The organism is Synechococcus sp. MEDNS5, from assembly GCF_014279875.1.
GTDB lineage: Bacteria > Cyanobacteriota > Cyanobacteriia > PCC-6307 > Cyanobiaceae > Synechococcus_C.
On sequence record NZ_CP047952.1, the window covers coordinates 1,074,502 to 1,090,699 of the forward strand.

Consider the following 16,198-nt stretch of genomic DNA (forward strand, 5'->3'; position numbering starts at 1 on the left):
CCGGTCCGATGCCGCCTTTATTGCAGGGATCCATGCCTGCGCAGGCCTTCCTCAATCAGAAAAGTGGCGAGGCTGCTGCAGCTTCTGCCTTCTGCCAGGGCCTGCTGCTTCAGTCGATTCATCACACCGGCAGGAAGGGTGACATTCACCCGTTCCGATTCAGCGGCTTCAGCGACCTGCCCGGCGCTGATCTCCGGATGCTCTGAGCGCAGTTGTTCCTGCAGCTCATGGAGCAATGTCTGGAGGAATGACACGTAAATGTTTCGTTTGCGCAACGTAATCGTACCGTAATGCCCTTTAGTTGGCTTGCTTTATTCTGTTGCGGCCTTCTCAGGGATTGCATGGAGACTCTGACCCTCAAGCTGGAACCCGGTCAGGATCTTCACCAGTCCCTTCATCAACTTGCATCCGATCACCAGCTCAGCGGCTTCGTTCTGGGAGTTGTTGGCGATCTTTCAGCGGCTTGTTTTCAGTGCCCGGGTCAACCCAATCCCACCAGGATGCAAGGCATACTGGAAGTGATCACACTGAATGGCACGGTTTCTCCGCAGGGAGTTCACCTCCATCTCAGCCTCTCGGACGGAGCTTGCCAGGTTTGGGGTGGACACCTCGAACCTGGAACCATCGTGCACAGGGGCGTGCAGTTGATGGTCGGATTGAGTGAATTGCCAGGCCAGAGCTCACCAACAACCAGCAACGGACGGGTTGAGCTGGCCGTTCTCCAAGGATGTCCCTGGTGCCATCGCGCACGCCAGCTTCTCGAACGGCATGCGATTCCTCATCGCCTCATCCCCGTCGAATCCGACAGCACATTTGAGGCCTGCCGGAAGCGCAGTGGGCTGAAGGTGTTTCCCCAGATTTTTGTTGATGGGGACTACTTCGGCGACTACACCGCCCTCCATCAGCTGCATCAGAGTGGCCAGATTGATTCGCTGCGATGACTGAGTCGACTGACACCGATCTGTGGTCGCACAAGCCATGGTGGTGTCAGCCATGGACGATCCTTCTCACCGGCCTGTTCGTGGTGGTTGGCAGCTGGTTGGTGCTTCACCGGCTCTGGGTCACAGGCTCTGTGGCCTTGGTTGTGGGGTGCTGGTGGTTTCTCTTCCTCGTGATTGCACCCACCGCCTATCGCAATCAGTCGCGCTGAGAAGCTCGAAAGCGATGCTTCTCCTCCAGTAATTCCCCTTCCAATTGTTCAATCAGTTGCGTGACCAGCGCCTGGAACTCAGGCTGGCAACCTCGGAATGCGGCCTTATGCCGGATCGGTTCATTGCGCGTGCGCAGATCGGTCAGCATCAGCTGAAGAGCATCGATTCTGGCGTTGCTGTTCAAAACGTCACGTCTCGCGCGAGGCGAGGTTATGACACCGGCCGCCGCAGATCAGAATCTCAGGGTTGTTTTCAGCAAGGCGCCAAGCTGACTCAGGGATGTGCCTTGGGGCGTCTCTGCTCCCAGGGGGCGGCTGAGATAGAAGAGCGCGGGCGTGACGCTGATCGCGTCTGAAACCTGAACCATCATCCAGCCCTCCATGGCGAAACCGGCGTCGTCGGGAGTCGCCCCTCCCTTCAGAGCCGTCGCAAAGATCGGTTGGCCGACGGCCAGCCCCATGGATGTGTCTTCAAACAGCCAATCGCTCCACTGCAAAGCCACCGTCCATGACTGGGAGATCGACACCAGCCCATCGCTCTTCACCGTTTTGCGATAGCGCGTGCTGTTCCACCCCCACCCGGCGCTGACTGATGGGACCCATCCATCATCGGGGGGTTGCCAGTACCCGCTCAAGGCCGTGCCTGTGGTGATGCCGGGTTGGTTGAAGCTGCGCAGGGTGAAAGGACTGGCGTAATCAATGATGTTGAAACCGTTCTGGATGGTCGCCAGCGCTGCGGCGATTCCCCAGGCGTCCGTGGCCCAGCCCACCTGTGCGGTGGCGCTGCTGCCTGCGTCCACCCCGAACATTCCCGATCCGGAAACACCGTTCTCACCGTTGCCGGCGATGTAGTTGAGGCTGAAGCTCAGCGGTCCTCGTTCCCACATCACACCACCACCGGCGCCGAGATTGCTGCTGTACGCCCCTGAAGCTCCTGCCTGGGTGAACAGATCCAGCACCGTGTCGTCGGGGTAGACGCTTGGCCACATCGCCAGCATCACGCTCTGGTTCACCCGGCTACCGACGGTGAACGTCCAATCTTCACCCACTGGGAACTGATACCAGGCGCGATTGACTCCGAGGCGGTCGGAGACAGGTCCTTGCTGAAAAGCCACCTCCAATTCCGAGAGTTGGCTTGGGCCACCTCCTCCGAAGGCGTTTTGGTCTGAATCGAGATTGCCAGCTCTCAGCCGGAGATTGAGTAGATCCTTGCCCGTGAAGCTCGTGCGCAGGATCAGCTTCTCGTCGTAGCCAACGATCGAAGCTCCGAAGCTGCTGCGAATGTCGTTGCGCAGCGTGTCGGAGGTTCCTGCGAAGGCATTGCCTCCGATGATGAACGTGGTGACTCCCTTCAATCGCGTTGTCGGAGAGAACGCTGTGGCCTCAAGACTCTTGACGGTTTCATCCAGGTGATTCGCCCGATGGTTGCTCAGCTGAATCAGTTCATTTCTGAGTTCGCTGATCAATCTTTGGATTGCTTCGTGATCCGATCCATGACGCTGCAGACAGTCCTCAAGCTCTGCGGTCGCCTGGAGACGATTCAGTGCCCGTTCTGGAGCGGGTTCCACAGGTGCACAAGCAAGGGGTCCATCGGTCGTGTTCGAGCGTGCCGCGCTGGGGTTCAACACACTCAGGAGCCCATAAAGCGCTAAGGGCAACAGGCGTTTCATTACCCCTTGGCTCTCTGTTGCAAGGGTCATGCCGGCAGCACCTGACGGTAACCACCGGCTTCTAAAACCTTCAAAGGCGTCTGGAACAGATCCGACAGCACGCGGTCGTTGAGCACCTCGACTGGTGCACCATCCACGACAACGCCACCCTTGCGCATTCCCACCACTCGGGTGATCTCAGGGATGATCGAATCGATCTGGTGGGTGATCACGATCACTGTGGTTCCCATGCGGCAGAGCTGTCTCAGCTGTGCCAGCAATCCATGCCGAGCCCGCAGGTCGAGGGCATTGGTTGGTTCGTCGAGGACCAACACCTGCGGCCGATGCACCATCGCTCTTGCTATCAGCATTCTGCGTTTCTGGCCATCGGACAGGCTCCCGAATCGGCAGGTACCCAGATCTGAAAGGTTGAACTGCTCCAACACTTCAGCGGATTGTTGAATCTGCTGAGGGGTGGGATGAAGTCCGCGTCTTAGACCGATGGCTCCGAAGAAGGCGGAGAGCATCAGCTCACGGCAGGGCATTGCCTTGGGGATGCGCTGCTGCAGTTCCGTATCCAACATTCCCAGACGCTCACGCAGGGACCAAAGATTGATGCGTTCCTCTCCGAAGAGCCGCAGGTGGGACTGCGGTTGAACCACGGGATGAAGACTGCGGCTGATGAGCTTGACGAGGGTGCTTTTGCCGGCACCGTTCGGTCCGAGAATCGCTGTGGATTCGCCAATCCAGAGCCGCAGTGACAAGCCTTCGACAATGCGTTGACCACCAGCCCAAGCTTCGATGGCTTGGAGTTCCAGCCAAGGTGCGTCTCGTCTGCTTGCGTAGTGAAGGGCCATAGGGTGATTGTGGCGGCTGAGCCGATGGGATCTCAATGACCAGCCGCTGCAGCCGATGCGGATCCACCAGTTTCCGTGCCGATCGCTCCCTTGGTGGTCGTCTGGTCTGCTCCCATTGCGGAACTCCTGCCGATCAACGGGTAGGAGGGGTTCGCAGACCTGCGTTGACCACACGCAGGAAGGGACTGGCCTTCTGGTTGGTCGTCGCAGTGATCGCATTCCTGCTGGTGATCCTGATTCAGTCGCTGTGATCGATCGCGTCGAGCTTGGCGGTCAAGAGTGTCAGCGTTGGCGCCAGCGGACGGGTTTGATTCAGCTTCGGGCTGAGAATTCGGCCAGACCGCAGTTCTTTTGCAGTGGCCAGAACCATGTCTTGGCCTTCATTCAGTTCAAGCCGGTGCAGATCTTTCTGGAGCTCACCAACGAACACATGGGCTGTGCGGATGGCGGTGCTGTGGTTGATCCACAGCTGGAGGTTGACGGGACACCAGCCGATCTCCTCCTCCAGTTCCCGGCGCAGAGCCGTTTCAGGGGATTCTCCTGGTTCCAGATGGCCGCCGAAGAGTCCCCAGCACCCTGGTGCGGCGATGCCATCGATGTCATCGCGGAGTTGCAGCAGCCAGCGATCACGCTGCCGCAACATGGCTAGGGCAACAGCGAATGGCATGGACAGCTCAGAAGATTCCGAGAGTCTTCTTCTTGCAGTAGCCAGCACCAATGTTCATCCAGCCCGACCGGCAAGCTTTGCCGTTGGTGGGAGCCACTTCGTAGTACACCGGTGACACGCAGGTACTGCCCAGAGTGTTCACATAACCCAGCGGACATTGGTCATGACCTGGTGCCTTGGGTATTTCCTTCTGAGCCAAGGCGGAAGGGGTGAGCATGAAGGGGGCCAATGCTGCGAGCCAGATCAAGCGCTTCATGAAGGGGATAACTTTGAACGTGCTGGTGAAGTTAACAGAAAACTGTTTTGTCTGTCACTGGCACACAAAAAGCCTCGTGTTGTCTGATGTTCTTCGTAGTGAGTAGGCAATGTTTGCTTGCTTGTTCGATCAGCCCAGGTTCGGTGTCTCAGTTTTTGATGATGATGTTTATTCAATCGACTGAAAAAATGATTCAATGTTGAGGTCATTCCGTCGCAACAGGGCAAAGGTTGTTCCTGCATTCCCTTTGCAAATTCGCAGCTTTTCATCCAGCGCTGTGATCTCAAGCCAGGCTGGGAACGATTGATTCACTGTTTTCATCAACGCCAAGCGGCCTCCTCCTGGCAACCCAGGCCCGATCCAGCCTCCTTTGCGAAAGCAGACTGAAACCCGGGTCGCACTCGCGATCGACAGTTCTGCCTCAACTGTGATCGCCGCCAACCCACCAAGGGGACCATTCAGCCTCAGCACATTCATGCCTCGGCTGTGAACTGGGTCCAAGACCTGCAGATTGTCCAACCATGCCGCCTGTTTCAGCCAGGGTTGGCTGGCGCTGCTCCAGCGCAATTCCCAAACCCCACTGAGCTGTTCGCTCTGCTGATTGAGGTCCACATCAGACCCGGCTTCGGCGTCCTTGATCAACGCCGCGATCGCCGGGTCTTTGGGATGGTCTTTGAGTAAGCGGATCAGTTTCTCCATCGGTTCAGATCAGCTCCGGATGCATTGGATCCCCTTTGAATGGCCCCTCAACAGCTGATGTGATCCATCCACCGTAGAAACCTCCTGGCTGGGGGATCACTGGTTCAGCATTGACCCAGCATCCCTGCATCAAACCCGGATACAGCGCAAACCACCCAGTGATGGCTTGAAACGATGGGGTGGGTGATGGATAACGCCACACAGCTCGATGAATCCTGCCCTGTGATGTCACCACATCGAAGTACTCCGCTACCCCTTTCCATTCGCAAAAACTTCGTCCTGCTGCGGGGGAGAGCAAGGCTGTGGCCATCCCCGTTGGTGGCAAGTAGTAAGTGGGAGGGTGATACGTCTCGAGCACGCGTTGGCAGCCCTTGCCATCGAAGAGCACTTCACCGCCGACTTTGATCAGAACGTGATCCTCGCTGGGCTCCAGTCGTGGTGGCCTGGGGTAGTCGGCGACCCTCTCCAATGCCATGGCGTGATGATCGTCTGCTCTGATGATGGCGCTGTCTCCCCTGCACTGGAGTGATGCGACCCGTCGACCCCCATCAGCCGGTGGTGATTCTTGGTGGATTTCTGATTACCGAGGAGGCGTATCAGCCGATGGCCGAAGCCATCAGGAAATCCGGTGCTGCGGACGTGTTGGTCGTTCCGGTCAGCCGCCTCGACTGGTTGCTCACCAGCTGGGGATTCGGCTGGCGGCGCGTGCTCGATCGCGTGGCAGCAGCGGTGGAGCAGCAGCAGAACATGTCAACTAGCGGGCAGGTCACCTTGGTCGGCCACAGCTCCGGGGGGGTGATGCTGCGCCTGTATCTCAGTGATGAGGATTTCCAGGGGCGTCGGTACGGCGGCTCTGATCGCTGCAACCGCCTGGTCACACTCGGCAGTCCCCATCAGGCCATCCGAGCGACCCCCCTGCGCGCCATGGTGGATCGCCGCTACCCGGGTTGCCATCATCCGGAAGTGGATTACGTGGCTGTTGCCGGCGAGCTTGATCTCAGTGCTGCCATGGCATCCGCGTTCAGTCGGCGCAGCGCTGCTGGCAGCTACAGGAGCATTACGGGCGACGCGTCGGTGTCAGGGGATGGTCTTGTGCCCGTTTCGTCAGCCCTCTTAAAGGATGCCCGTCATCAGGTTCTCGCTGCCACCGCCCACGGCGGTTTATTCGGTTCGCTCTGGTATGGAAGCCCTGAGCGTGTTCACGCTTGGTGGCAGTTCGTTCAAAGCTGATTCAAGTGAGTGCGTCCGGTCTTGGTTTCAGTCTTCGGCCATCAATGCGCCAGTAGCCGAACCAGTCGGGACTCAGATCCATCTCCAGGGCAGAGGGCTGCTTCCGCAACGTGATGCGCCAACCATCAAGGCCATCGATCGGCAAGCAATCATCGACGTCACCAACGCAATTGATGCTGTGCAGATCATCCTTGTGAAGCTGCAGTGAGTTCCTCAACCAACGGGCTTTGGCCCGGGCCTTGGCCGCCTGCTGTGAGCCTGCCACCACAAGGCCGAAATGATGCTGTTCCTGAAGCGATTCCCGCATATAGCCACCGAGATTGACAAACCACAAGCGATTCACCGGGCCAGCCTCATCACGCTCAGAGAACTCCGCCTGGTCCACGGCTGATGGCATCAGATGGATCGCGAAGCCATCCACCTGGGTGATGGCCTTGTAGCTGTCCACATGCAGTCCCTTCTGCAAGCCGAACCATTCGCGTCTCAGCGATGGAATGGTGTCTTCGATGCAAGACCCCACCACCCAGCGCACATCGTGGAGTTCCACGTGGCACGTGGCTGTACGTCCTCCGAGGACGACAAGAAACAAAGTCGGTTGATCGGTCATGACGACAGGGCGAAGCCGCCTACCAAGCCGCAAACCACAACAACCCGCCAGGCCGGTTGCTTCCAACCGACCAGAAGCAGAAAGGCCACTAACGCCAAACTGAAATCGGCACTGTTCTTTATGCCGGCCAGCCAGACCGGCTGAAACAGGGCTGCCAGCAACACACCCACGACTGCAGCATTGATGCCCTTCAGGGCGCGTCGCATCGCTTGCAATTTGCCGAGGTCAGTCCAGAACGGAAGAACGCCTCCGATCAATAGAAAAGCCGGAAGAAACAGGGCCATCAGCGCCAGCAGCGCGCCGCCGATGCCCTGCAACCCGCCGCGCAGATCAAAACCGAGGAACGCCGCAAAGCTGAACATGGGACCAGGAACAGCCTGAGCTGCTCCATAGCCGGCCAGAAACTGATCAAGGCTGATCCACCCAGCGGGAACCAGAGACTGTTCGAGCAGAGGAAGCACGACATGACCTCCACCGAACACCAGAGATCCAGCTTGAAGAAACCCAGCCACTTGCTGGATCGCTACCGGTCGGGCCTGCGTTGTGAGCCAGGGCAGGGCCATCAGCAGGCCGATCAGCACCAGCAATAGAAGAATGGCCACGCTTCGGCGCACGGGCACCTTGAGCAGTTCATGGCTCAAGGCGCGATCGTCGGGTGGAGGCAACAGGGTCAGCCCGACGATCGCTCCGATCAGCAAGGCGAGAACCTGAACCCAGGCCAGGGGGACCAACAGTACTAACACAGCTGCAAGAGCCATCAGGCTCGCGCGGCCTCGATCAGGTGCCAGCTTGCGCTGCATGCCGAGCACGGCCTGCGCCACCACGGCAACGGCAGCCACTTTCAAGCCCTGCACCCAGCCTCCTGCCAGCCAGTCCGGATTGGCTGACAGCACTGCCGACGCAATCACCAGCAGGATCGCTGATGGAAAGGTGAATCCGATCCACGCTGCCAAGGCGCCGAGCCACCCCGCGCGCATCAAGCCGATGCCCATCCCAACCTGGGAGCTGGCAGGGCCAGGCAGAAACTGGCAAAGGGCCACGAGGTCGGCATAGGCCGCGTCGGTGAGCCACTGCTCCCGTTGCACGAACCGCTCACGGAAATAGCCGAGGTGGGCAACTGGACCGCCGAAAGACGAGCATCCGAGCAGCAGGAACTGGCGGAACACCTCGATCACGCGCGCCATGGCCAGGAACATCTGGATGATCGGAACCTAGTCAGCTTCTACGCGCAATGCCTCCCGCATCATCCGTTGCACGCGCTCCTGCACGGATTCGTTGGTCATCCGATTGTTCAATCGTTCCACCAGCAGGGGGAAGGCGAGTGGGCCCGGTCGGGGTGTCGGGCAGTGCAGGGTGTCTCCCTGACGGATGCGCCTCAGAGCAGAGCGCAGTCGGGGCAGCTCAAGCTGCTCCTGCAGCACCTCGTCTCTGGCCTGGCGGAGCAGGAGGTTGTTGGGTTCGTGTTTGCTGAACACTTCCCAGAGCAGGGAGCCGCTGATCTGGAGTTGGCCGGTGGATTTGCTCTGGCCCGGGAATCCCTGCACCAGCAGCCCCGCAACCTGGGCAATGCTGCGAAACCGGCGTCGGCACAGTTCCGAGAGGTTCAGGGCCTGTTCCAGATCTTCTTCCAAGGATGTGTCATCGAGGAGCTCGTCGAGATGGTCCTCCAGCAGCTGGTCCATGGGATAGCCCCTCGGCGCAAGCAGTTCAAATCCGTAATCGTTCACCGACACGGTGATCGTTCCCCGCTGAATGCGCGTGAGGCGTGTCGCCCAGAGAAAGCCGAGCCCTTCATGCACAAACCGGCCTTCAAAGGGATAGGCGTACAGGTGCACCCCTTCCCGTGTTCGGCAGGTTTCGATCAGCAACTGATCGCTTTCGGGCAGGGTGGAGAGATCCATCTGGCGCTCAAACAACGGTTCAAGCGCCTTCAATTCCGGTGTATCGAGCTCCCCGCGCCCGGCTCGGGCTACTTCTTCGCGCAGATGATGGGTGAGTAGATCAGACAGCGACATTTGGCCGCCGGCCCAGGCCGGTACGGCAGTGCTTTTCTTGGTGGTGCTTTTTACATAAGCGGTCATCTCGCGCAGACGCACGAACTCCAGCTGACGGCCGGCAAAGAAGAACACATCCCGGGGTTTGAGCTGGCTGATGAAATTTTCTTCCACGTGACCGAGCACCGAGCCACGCACGAAGCGCACGCGAATGGATGGAGCGGAGGTGATCGTGCCGATGTTGAAGCGATGCAGCCTGGCAATGGCCTTCTCGCGGATTACGAAGCGTCCGTCGTCTGTGGCTTCCAACTTTCTGTAGCGGGGGTATGCCCCGAGGCAATCGCCCCCCTGCTCGAGAAAGCGCAGGCACCAGTCCCAGTCGCTTTTGCTGAGTTGGCTGTAGCTGGCGGTGGCACGGATGGCCTCCAGGGTTGATGTCGCACAGAAGCCTGGACCGCAGGCGAGGGTGGTGAGGTGCTGCAACAGCACATCCAGGGGGGCACGGGGAGGGCGTCGTTCCTCCACCAAGCCGTTCTCCAGTCCGCGACGCACGGCACTGAGCTCCAGCAGTTCCAGGGCATTGGTCGGCATGAACAACACCTTCGATGTGCCCCCTGGCAGGTGGGCCGAACGTCCGGCTCTCTGCAGCAATCGGGCCAGATTCTTGGGAGATCCGATCTGCACCACCTGCTCCACAGGCTGAAAATCAACCCCAAGATCCAGGGAACTGGTGCAGACCACCCAGAGCATGGACCCTGCTTTTACCGAGGCTTCAATCGCCTCGCGTTCGCTGCGATCCAAAGCGCTGTGATGCAGAGCCAGCAGCCCCTCCATCTCAGGGCAGGCGTAACGCAGGCACTGAAACCAGCGTTCCGCCTGGTTGCGGGTGTTGGTGAACAGCAGTGTGCTGGTGGTGGGGACCAGTGAACCAACGAGGTCCTCATACCGTCTGAGGCCGAGATGGCCCCCCCAGGGAAAGCCATCGATGCTGTCCGGAAGAATGCTGCTCACGCTCAGTCCCCGCTTCGGCGCTCCGGTGATCAGACAGGGATCGCATCGGTCTCCGAGGGCATGCCGTGCCGATTCCTCCAGATTGCCGATGGTGGCGCTGATGGCCCAGGTCTGAAGTGAGGGGCGTTGTTGTCGCAACCAACTGAGCGCCAGTTCTGCCTGAATCCCCCGCTTGCTGCCGATCAGTTCGTGCCACTCATCGAGGATGACGGTGTCGAGGGTCTGAAACAGACGCTCGCAGTGGCGGCCAGCCAGAAGCACGCAGAGCGACTCGGGCGTGGTGATCAGAATCTCCGGGGGGGTTTTGATCTGGCGTGAGCGTTCGGCCGTTGGCGTGTCTCCATTGCGGATGGCGACTCTCAGTGGCCATTGCATGGCATCGATCGGATCCTGAATCGCCAGGGCAAGGTCGCGGCTCAGGGCCCGCAGGGGCGTGATGTAGAGGAGTCGAACGCCTCTCTGCTGCGAGGGTGACTCGAGCATGCGGGCGATTGACCCCATCACGGCGGCGTACGTTTTTCCCGAACCGGTAGGGACCTGAATCAAGCCACTGCGACCGTCCAGATGGGCCCTCCAGGTGGACCGTTGGAAGGGCATGGGTGTCCAGCCCTGAAGCGCAAACCAGCGCTCAATGGGGGTCAGGGGATGGGTCAGATCAGAATCACGGTGACGACGACCGCTGTCACGGCAAGAACAACAGCTGCGACAACGATTCCAGCTGCGATGTTGCCTTTGCGAATTTCGCCTCTGTAGTCGAGAGGCGTCAGGCGATCAAACAACCAGATTCCCCCAACAATTAACAGCACCCCAGCAACAGTCCAGAGGAGACTCAGCAGCAGCTGGGCGATCGGTCCCGGCATCGGTCGTGGCGAGGAAGTTGTAGTAGTAATTTAATGCGGCGCAGTCTGTGTGAATTCCATGTCGCAGACAGTGCCGCAGACCTCGCCGGCTGATCCAGAGGAGAAGGCGCCAGCTTCATCGGTGTCACGACGGCCTCTTTGGGTCTTGTTGATTCCCGTCGGGCTGCTTGTTGCAACATTTTTTGATCGTCCCTCGTCGATCACCAACCTGAGTGTGCAGGTCCCCCGCGCTGATCAGCCGGTGGAGTCGGAACCTTTCGAGCTGCCAAACATCAATGATCGTGTCACGGTCAGGTCCCGGTTTTCCGTTCCTGCAAAAACATTTGCAAAAACATTTGTTTTTCTTTCCACAGAGTTATTAGACGACAAGGGTGTTGTTCAGTTCCAATACGACAGGGAAGGTAAAAGTCGCTCAAAAAATGATGGATATCTCGAGTTCAGACCAAAGAAGCCCGGGCGTTTTCGCTTGCGTTTCGAGGTGTATTTGCCCAGAGATCAACAAGCGCAGCCCACTCAACTTACAGCGCCAGTTGTTGTCAACAGTGTCATCACCAAGGATCCCTTCGATTCGGGAGTGCTCGTTTATGGGTTTTTTGCGTCCCTAATCGTCAGCTTTTTATATCTGTCTCAGGTGTATTTTCGCGGATCTCTGCAATGCTCTGGCTGGTGTGGAAGTCAATCTGAGGTGAGTCGCGCCACCCGTGGTGAGTATAAAAGTGGACTGCTCAGAGTTCGCTTCTTTGCAACCTTTGAACACTCAGGGCGATGGTATGCAAATGATTGTCAGGCTGTGAGTCTGGAGATCACAAATGGTTTGGGCCGTTCAATTTTTCAGGGAACGATTCCTTCTCGGCTCACACGCGATGGTGAAGATTCCGATACCTATACGTTGCGTGCTGAACCTCAGCTTTTTCATCTCACGCGGGATAGCTTTTTACGTTTTGATGTGAGTCTTCCTTCGAGTCTTGCCGACATCGGCCCCGAACGCCTTGCTATCCAGATTTGTGATGAGGTCACTCTTCCCTGGACTCAAGCTCAAACGATTCGAGCCCGGTTGAATCCATGACCAAACTTCTTTTGCTTCTTCTCAATGGAGGCATCGCTGCTCTTGCAGTGAGTGCAGCGTTGACCAACGACAGTGCGAACCAATTGGGTTCGAGCCTTTTGCCAGACACCGATACCCAAGGTGCGTATCGCGGCTCCTATGTGGGTGGCCGTTGGGTCAGCCGCAGCTCCCGCTTGGAAACGAATCGACTGCTGTACTACGGAGGCAGTGGCGGCTCTGGAGGTTCGTCCTACGGCGGTGGGTATGGCGGTGGTGGATGGAGCGGCAAGTAACCGCCGCTGATCTCAGTCCCGTCCAGGTTCGGGTGCTGTTGGTGACCGCCATGGTGTCCTCTGCAGCTGGCCTAACGCTGGAGCTGCTGCTGGTCGCCCAGGCGAGTTACCTGATGGGTGATGCAACCCTTGCCACGGGTGTGGTGGTGGGTACGTTTCTCGCGGCCATGGGGCTGGGTGCCTGGTTGACCGAATTCATTGGCACGAAGAGGCAATCCCTGGTGCGATTGCTTCGGGCGTTGATTCTGGTGGAACTCTGCCTGTTTCCCCTCTGTTTGCTGGGACCTTTGGCCCTGTTCTGGTTGTTCTCGCGCAATGCGCCGCTCTGGTTGGCAACCGTCGTGCTCACTGTGCTTGTGGGGTTGCTTGGCGGCATGGAGCTGCCGCTGATTACGCGCATGCTCGAAACCCAGGATCAATTGCGCCGCGCCCTTGCAAGGGTTCTTGCGCTGGATTACCTGGGGTCTCTCGTCGGTGCCCTTGCTTTCCCCCTGGTGCTGCTGCCCTGGCTCGGTCTGCTTCCGTCCGCCGCGGCGTTGTCGCTCGTTCCGGTGGGGTGCAGCCTGGCCCTGGCCTCGGTTTTTCCGAGCTTGCGGCGTTGGCGCTACCCGTTGCTGGCCCTGCTCCCCCTGGCATCGGTCGCGGGTGTGCTGATCGCACCGCTGGGTGATCGCATCGAGGATCGCTTTTATGGGGCGCGCGTGATTGAAAGGAAGCAATCGCGGTTTCAGCGCATCGTGTTGACCCGCCAGGGGGCCGACCTCAGGCTTTTCCTGGATGGAGATTTGCAGTTTTCAAGCCTTGATGAGTACCGCTATCACGAAGCGTTGGTGCATCCAGCGATGGCTTGGCACCCAGCACCGCGACGCATTCTTTTGATGGGCGCAGGTGATGGCTTGGCCCTCAGGGAAATCCTTCGTTGGCCTGACGTTGAAAACGTCGATGTGGTGGAACTCGACCCAGAGGTCGTCAACCTGGCGCGCCGTCATCCCATGCTCCGGCGTCTCAATGCTGACAGCCTCAGGGATCCAAGGGTTCGGATTCATCTCGGTGATGCCTATGCCCATCTGCGTTCCCTGCCCAACCAATACGACGTGGTGATTGCTGATTTTCCCGATCCGGATACGTTGCCCGTCGCTCGTCTCTACAGCGTGGGTTTCTATGGCACCTTGCGCCAACGGCTCAATCCAGGCGCTGTGGTTGTCACGCAGGCCAGTACACCCTTTCTCGCACCCCGCGTTCTGGCCTCGATTGAAGCTGCATTGCGGGAGGTGGGCTTGCTGACGCGTCCTTACTCAGTGGCGATTCCAAGTTTTGGACCCTGGGGGTTCGTGATGGCCCATGAGAACAACAGGTCCAATCGTTTCCGTCCGATACCGTTTGCCACTCGCTGGTTGGATGCTGATCAGCTTTCTGCATTGTTTGCTTTCCCCCGTGATTTAAGGCCTGAAGCTTCGGATACAGTTCAACCCAATCGAATGACGCGCCCGGTTCTGCTCGACTATCTACGGAACGATCGCCGGCGCAGGCTGCAACAACCCCGTCCGCCAATTTCTACGACAACAGGTTTCTAATGGAGTTTTTCATTTTTCTTTTTGTCGCCTTTGCTCTTCTGCTCTGGCTGTTTTCTCGTTACAGCATGTCGCGTTGGCATCGCCCTCCAGTGGGATCTATGCCTCAGCAGCGAACCTTGTTCAATCTTCGGGTGGGTGATGTTGTTCAGCGTGAATCGCGCGATTGGATTGTTGAAAATACCCTTGTTTTTGATCAGAAAGGCTTCCAGTGGCAGGAGTATTACCTGAGGGACGGCGCCGAGGGAGTTTGGCTGGTAGTTGTTGATGATGATCGGATTGAATTGTCTTGGATGCATCAGGTGCCTCCAGAAGAGGTCTCTGTTGTATTCCCTCTTCGTGATGAGCTTGTTTATCAAGGCGTCCGCTATCGATTGTCTGAAAAGGGGATCGCCAACTACCGGAAAACTTCCCGTGGCAGTCAGCAGGGAGGTCCCTGTCGTTTCCACGACTATGTCGCTCAGTCTGACAGGGTTCTCAGCGTCGAGATTTACTCCGCTTCTGAACTTCTTGCTGATGATGGTGAAATTGAACTGTGCGTTGGAGTTCGTATCACTCCAGAATCCCTCACATTGCTGCCGGGCGATGGCCGCAGCGTCTACGCCTGAATAGGACGCTGCTCTTCGCAAAGTTGAACGGCGTCGATGAGCGTGTTGGCACTGTCCGCTATTCGGTCATGGCGCCAGCGCAGAATCCTGGGGAATCGAACAGCCAGTCCGCACTTGTGACGTTTGGATGGCTGAATGCCCTCGAAACCGATTTCGAACACCAGATCGGGAGTAACCGATCGCGTTGGTCCGAAACGTTCCATTGTGTGCGTTCGAATCCAACGATCGAGGTCGAGAATCTCACGATCGTTCAGTCCGGAATAGGCCTTGGCAAAGGTCACAAGCTGATGCTGATCTGGATCGGCTGAGTGGCGATCCCAAAGTGCAAAGGTGTAATCGGTGAACAGATTGGCTCGGCGCCCACGCCCTGCCTGGGCGTAGATCAGCACAGCATCCAGGGTCATGGGATCGCGCTTGTGTTTCCACCAATGGCCGCGTTTGCGTCCACTCAGGTAGGGGGATTGCCTCTGTTTCAGCATCAGCCCCTCCGCTCCCTCGCGCACGGCCCGCTGGCGAAGGGTGGCGAGGTCATCCCAGGTGCTGAGTTGTTCTCCAGCGCTGATGCGCAGCTGTCCCGCGGATCGAGCCTTGTCCATCGAGGCCAGGAGCGCGTTCATCGCCGCGAGGCGCTCGTCCAGGGGGCTGTTGCGACGATCCTCTCCACGGGATTCGAGCAGGTCGTAGGCAACGAAACAGGCCGGGCAGTCCTGACGGAGTTTCCGGCCCACACTCTTGCGGCCCAGACGGCGTTGCAGGTCGCTGAAGGGTCGCGGTCGTTCGTCTTCGGCACTCCAGCAGATCACCTCACCATCGAGCACGGTGTCATCGGGCAAGGATGCCGCCATCTCAATCAGCTCAGGAAACTGTGCATTGATCAACTCCTCACCACGACTCCAGAGAAAGGTGCCGCTGTTGCGTTGGATCAGCTGTCCTCGAATCCCGTCCCATTTGTGCTCCACCCACCACTGCTGTGCCGGCGTCTCCCGCAGGGAGTCCAGGTGCAAGGGGCTGGCTAGAAAAAACGGGTAGGGCACCGGACCACGATTCGTTCGTTCCGTTGTGGGTGCTGCGGTGAGCGCATCAAACCAGCTCGGTGAAGGCTCGAGGGGGGCCATCAGCCGCTCCAGCACCAGGGCCTCCTCCAGCGAAAACCCCTTGGCAATCGCCTTCACCACCAGCCCCCTGGCAACGCCGATCCGGAACCCTCCAGTGAGCAGTTTGTTGAATAGAAAATGCCGCTCATCAGGCAGGGTGCTCCAGATCGTCAGCAGGGCTGCACTCTGTTGTTGCGGCTCGAGTACCGCCAGTTCCGGCAGCAGCTCTTCCATCCACCAGTGCAAGGGCGGGTTGGTCTCAATGCTTCTGATCCAGGCATTCAGCCTGGCATCAATCGACTGAACCGGAACGGCTCCTTTGAGCTGCGGCCAAAGCAGAGCGAGCGTTTCGGCCGAATCACCGACATGGCTCTGACAGTCATCGAAGAGCCAGTCGGGAATTGCATCGCACGCCTGCAAAATCTCGCGAAGCCGGCGACCGGTGATCAGTCGTCGTCGCTTCTCCCCCATCAGCAGCAACACACTCCAGGCGCTGTCGTGCGCCTCGCCTGTGCAGAGTTGGTTGGCGATCAGATCGACCTTGCGCGCCGTGCCCGTGGATTGATCCAGGGCATCGATCAGCGTTGCGAAGTCATCCATTGCAGGG

General features: G+C 58.6%; 21 protein-coding genes. 8 read left to right on the forward strand and 13 right to left on the reverse strand.

What is annotated here, in order from left to right; genetic code table 11:
- Positions 1–17: 17 nt before the first annotated feature.
- Positions 18–254 (reverse strand): CopG family transcriptional regulator, encoded by a 237-nt coding sequence (locus tag SynMEDNS5_RS05770; protein WP_186585628.1) that lies wholly within the window; start codon positions 252–254, stop codon positions 18–20.
- Positions 255–341: 87 nt separating this feature from the next.
- Here SynMEDNS5_RS05770 and SynMEDNS5_RS05775 point away from each other — a divergent pair, with 87 nt between their 5' ends.
- On the forward strand, positions 342–941 hold the full coding sequence (locus SynMEDNS5_RS05775; protein WP_186585631.1) for a PCC domain-containing protein: 600 nt from the start codon (positions 342–344) through the stop codon (positions 939–941).
- On the forward strand, positions 938–1,150 hold the full coding sequence (locus SynMEDNS5_RS05780; RefSeq protein WP_186585632.1) for a DUF6737 family protein: 213 nt from the start codon (positions 938–940) through the stop codon (positions 1,148–1,150). The genes SynMEDNS5_RS05775 and SynMEDNS5_RS05780 overlap by 4 nt, the downstream gene beginning before the upstream one ends.
- Here SynMEDNS5_RS05780 and SynMEDNS5_RS05785 read toward each other — a convergent pair.
- From SynMEDNS5_RS05785 to SynMEDNS5_RS05795, 3 genes are read right to left on the reverse strand one after another with little or no spacing between them, the layout of a single operon-like run.
- Positions 1,138–1,335 carry a hypothetical protein gene (locus SynMEDNS5_RS05785; RefSeq protein WP_186585633.1) on the reverse strand — a complete coding sequence of 66 codons (198 nt, stop codon included), beginning with the start codon at positions 1,333–1,335 and terminating at the stop codon, positions 1,138–1,140. The two genes, SynMEDNS5_RS05780 and SynMEDNS5_RS05785, sit on opposite strands and share 13 nt — an antisense overlap.
- A gap of 48 nt (positions 1,336–1,383) precedes the next feature.
- Positions 1,384–2,850, reverse strand: a complete 1,467-nt coding sequence (locus SynMEDNS5_RS05790) for an iron uptake porin (protein WP_255440343.1) — start codon at positions 2,848–2,850, stop codon at positions 1,384–1,386.
- Positions 2,847–3,656, reverse strand: coding sequence for an ABC transporter ATP-binding protein (locus tag SynMEDNS5_RS05795; RefSeq protein ID WP_186585634.1), 810 nt, complete (start codon positions 3,654–3,656; stop codon positions 2,847–2,849). The genes SynMEDNS5_RS05790 and SynMEDNS5_RS05795 overlap by 4 nt, the downstream gene beginning before the upstream one ends.
- 35 nt (positions 3,657–3,691) lie before the next feature.
- Between SynMEDNS5_RS05795 and SynMEDNS5_RS05800 the strand changes: the two genes are divergently transcribed.
- Positions 3,692–3,907, forward strand: coding sequence for a transcriptional regulator (locus SynMEDNS5_RS05800; RefSeq protein ID WP_186585635.1), 216 nt, complete (start codon positions 3,692–3,694; stop codon positions 3,905–3,907).
- Here SynMEDNS5_RS05800 and SynMEDNS5_RS05805 read toward each other — a convergent pair.
- From SynMEDNS5_RS05805 to SynMEDNS5_RS05820, 4 genes are all read right to left on the reverse strand, one after another.
- Positions 3,895–4,323, reverse strand: a complete 429-nt coding sequence (locus tag SynMEDNS5_RS05805) for an NUDIX hydrolase (protein WP_186585636.1) — start codon at positions 4,321–4,323, stop codon at positions 3,895–3,897. The two genes, SynMEDNS5_RS05800 and SynMEDNS5_RS05805, sit on opposite strands and share 13 nt — an antisense overlap.
- 7 nt (positions 4,324–4,330) lie before the next feature.
- On the reverse strand, positions 4,331–4,579 hold the full coding sequence (locus SynMEDNS5_RS05810; RefSeq protein ID WP_186585637.1) for a hypothetical protein: 249 nt from the start codon (positions 4,577–4,579) through the stop codon (positions 4,331–4,333).
- 168 nt (positions 4,580–4,747) lie between these two features.
- Positions 4,748–5,278, reverse strand: coding sequence for a PAP/fibrillin family protein (locus SynMEDNS5_RS05815; RefSeq protein WP_186585638.1), 531 nt, complete (start codon positions 5,276–5,278; stop codon positions 4,748–4,750).
- 4 nt (positions 5,279–5,282) lie between these two features.
- Entirely contained in the window at positions 5,283–5,753 is a 471-nt protein-coding gene (locus tag SynMEDNS5_RS05820; RefSeq protein ID WP_186585639.1) for a DUF427 domain-containing protein, read from the reverse strand.
- A 53-nt stretch (positions 5,754–5,806) separates the two neighbouring features.
- Between SynMEDNS5_RS05820 and SynMEDNS5_RS05825 the strand changes: the two genes are divergently transcribed.
- On the forward strand, positions 5,807–6,508 hold the full coding sequence (locus SynMEDNS5_RS05825) for a triacylglycerol lipase (protein ID WP_186585640.1): 702 nt from the start codon (positions 5,807–5,809) through the stop codon (positions 6,506–6,508).
- 1 nt (position 6,509) lies between these two features.
- Here SynMEDNS5_RS05825 and SynMEDNS5_RS05830 read toward each other — a convergent pair whose 3' ends face one another.
- From SynMEDNS5_RS05830 to SynMEDNS5_RS05845, 4 genes are read right to left on the reverse strand one after another with little or no spacing between them, the layout of a single operon-like run.
- Positions 6,510–7,115, reverse strand: a complete 606-nt coding sequence (locus tag SynMEDNS5_RS05830) for a DUF1543 domain-containing protein (RefSeq protein ID WP_186585641.1) — start codon at positions 7,113–7,115, stop codon at positions 6,510–6,512.
- Positions 7,112–8,299, reverse strand: coding sequence for a chromate efflux transporter (gene chrA, locus SynMEDNS5_RS05835; protein WP_186585642.1), 1,188 nt, complete (start codon positions 8,297–8,299; stop codon positions 7,112–7,114). Before chrA ends, SynMEDNS5_RS05830 begins: the two co-directional genes overlap by 4 nt.
- Before the next feature lie 27 nt (positions 8,300–8,326).
- Entirely contained in the window at positions 8,327–10,774 is a 2,448-nt protein-coding gene (locus tag SynMEDNS5_RS05840) for a ligase-associated DNA damage response DEXH box helicase (protein ID WP_186585869.1), read from the reverse strand.
- Positions 10,771–10,980, reverse strand: coding sequence for a DUF350 domain-containing protein (locus SynMEDNS5_RS05845; protein ID WP_186585643.1), 210 nt, complete (start codon positions 10,978–10,980; stop codon positions 10,771–10,773). The genes SynMEDNS5_RS05840 and SynMEDNS5_RS05845 overlap by 4 nt, the downstream gene beginning before the upstream one ends.
- Positions 10,981–11,038: 58 nt before the next feature.
- Here SynMEDNS5_RS05845 and SynMEDNS5_RS05850 point away from each other — a divergent pair, with 58 nt between their 5' ends.
- The 4 genes from SynMEDNS5_RS05850 to SynMEDNS5_RS05865 are packed head-to-tail and all read left to right on the forward strand — an operon-like array spanning position 11,039 to position 14,497.
- A complete protein-coding gene (locus SynMEDNS5_RS05850; RefSeq protein WP_186585644.1) occupies positions 11,039–12,046 on the forward strand; it encodes a hypothetical protein in 1,008 nt (335 codons plus the stop codon).
- Positions 12,043–12,318 (forward strand): hypothetical protein, encoded by a 276-nt coding sequence (locus SynMEDNS5_RS05855; RefSeq protein WP_186585645.1) that lies wholly within the window; start codon positions 12,043–12,045, stop codon positions 12,316–12,318. Before SynMEDNS5_RS05850 ends, SynMEDNS5_RS05855 begins: the two co-directional genes overlap by 4 nt.
- On the forward strand, positions 12,303–13,892 hold the full coding sequence (locus tag SynMEDNS5_RS05860; protein ID WP_186585646.1) for a polyamine aminopropyltransferase: 1,590 nt from the start codon (positions 12,303–12,305) through the stop codon (positions 13,890–13,892). Before SynMEDNS5_RS05855 ends, SynMEDNS5_RS05860 begins: the two co-directional genes overlap by 16 nt.
- On the forward strand, positions 13,892–14,497 hold the full coding sequence (locus tag SynMEDNS5_RS05865) for a DUF4178 domain-containing protein (RefSeq protein ID WP_186585647.1): 606 nt from the start codon (positions 13,892–13,894) through the stop codon (positions 14,495–14,497). The genes SynMEDNS5_RS05860 and SynMEDNS5_RS05865 overlap by 1 nt, the downstream gene beginning before the upstream one ends.
- Here the strand turns inward: SynMEDNS5_RS05865 and SynMEDNS5_RS05870 are convergent.
- Entirely contained in the window at positions 14,488–16,191 is a 1,704-nt protein-coding gene (locus SynMEDNS5_RS05870) for an ATP-dependent DNA ligase (protein ID WP_186585648.1), read from the reverse strand. The genes SynMEDNS5_RS05865 and SynMEDNS5_RS05870 overlap by 10 nt on opposite strands.
- Positions 16,192–16,198: the final 7 nt, after the last annotated feature.